This is a genomic window from Neisseria sp. 19428wB4_WF04, assembly GCF_015235335.1.
GTDB lineage: Bacteria > Pseudomonadota > Gammaproteobacteria > Burkholderiales > Neisseriaceae > Neisseria > Neisseria musculi.
Window position 1 is genome coordinate 1 of sequence record NZ_JADGLG010000132.1, and the last position, 775, is coordinate 775.

General features: G+C 60.3%; 2 protein-coding genes. Both read left to right on the plus strand.

Going from position 1 to position 775, the window contains the following annotated elements:
* A partial coding sequence (locus tag IR141_RS13670; RefSeq protein ID WP_209304440.1) for a hypothetical protein occupies positions 1-198 on the plus strand: 198 nt, incomplete at its 5' end.
* A gap of 376 nt (positions 199-574) precedes the next feature.
* A partial coding sequence (locus IR141_RS13675; RefSeq protein WP_209304441.1) for a hypothetical protein occupies positions 575-775 on the plus strand: 201 nt, incomplete at its 3' end.

Consider the following 775-nt stretch of genomic DNA (forward strand, 5'->3'; position numbering starts at 1 on the left):
CGTATCGCGCCCCTTATCCAAACAGGAGGGCAAAACCGGGTTGCGCCGAGAAAGGAACTGCCGAAGCGTATCGCCTCCTTATCTGACAGAGGCAAAAACCAGAAGGGCGTTTTATGGATTATCGGCGCGTATCGCCTCCTTGCCCGACAGACGGGCAGAAACGGCAGCGGCCGTAAGCACCGAGCAGAAGGCGTTTGAAATATGCTCCCGCCTTAACCGGCCCAACCGGTTTTCCGGCTCATGGAACACTTTCTTTGCACACAGTCATCCGCCGGTTGCAGACGGTGGGCGTGCGTTGGAAAAGGCCGGGCTGCTCACACTTTTGATGCCGGGAAGCTTGTGTTGTCTGCCGAAGCAACGGCTGCGTGATTTTCGGGCGTTGGCGAAAAAGCCGAGCGCACGGGCGGGCGGTTTTTATCACGCCGCCGGCCGGCAACCGGGAACTTGGGAGTCGTTATGCGGGCGTTTGCTGCCGTTTTATCACTACTCCGGTCGGCAGGAACCGATAACTCGGTTGCAGCGATACGCTGTGGATGAAAAGTTTTATCACGCCGCCCGCCGGCGGAAACCGATAATGCTGTGGCAGATATTTGAAAGGAACTCGGTTTTATCACTCGGCCGGCCGTCTGAAGCGGCCATGCCCGATACCGGCGCGTCCGTTTCAGACGGCCGTCAATCCCGCCTTTGCCGGATTCCCTGCCCGGTTCGGGGCAAGGCGGCACCGCCCGTCAATATGCCGGCGTCCGATGCCTCCCCGCTTTGCCGGCGGGGGCGG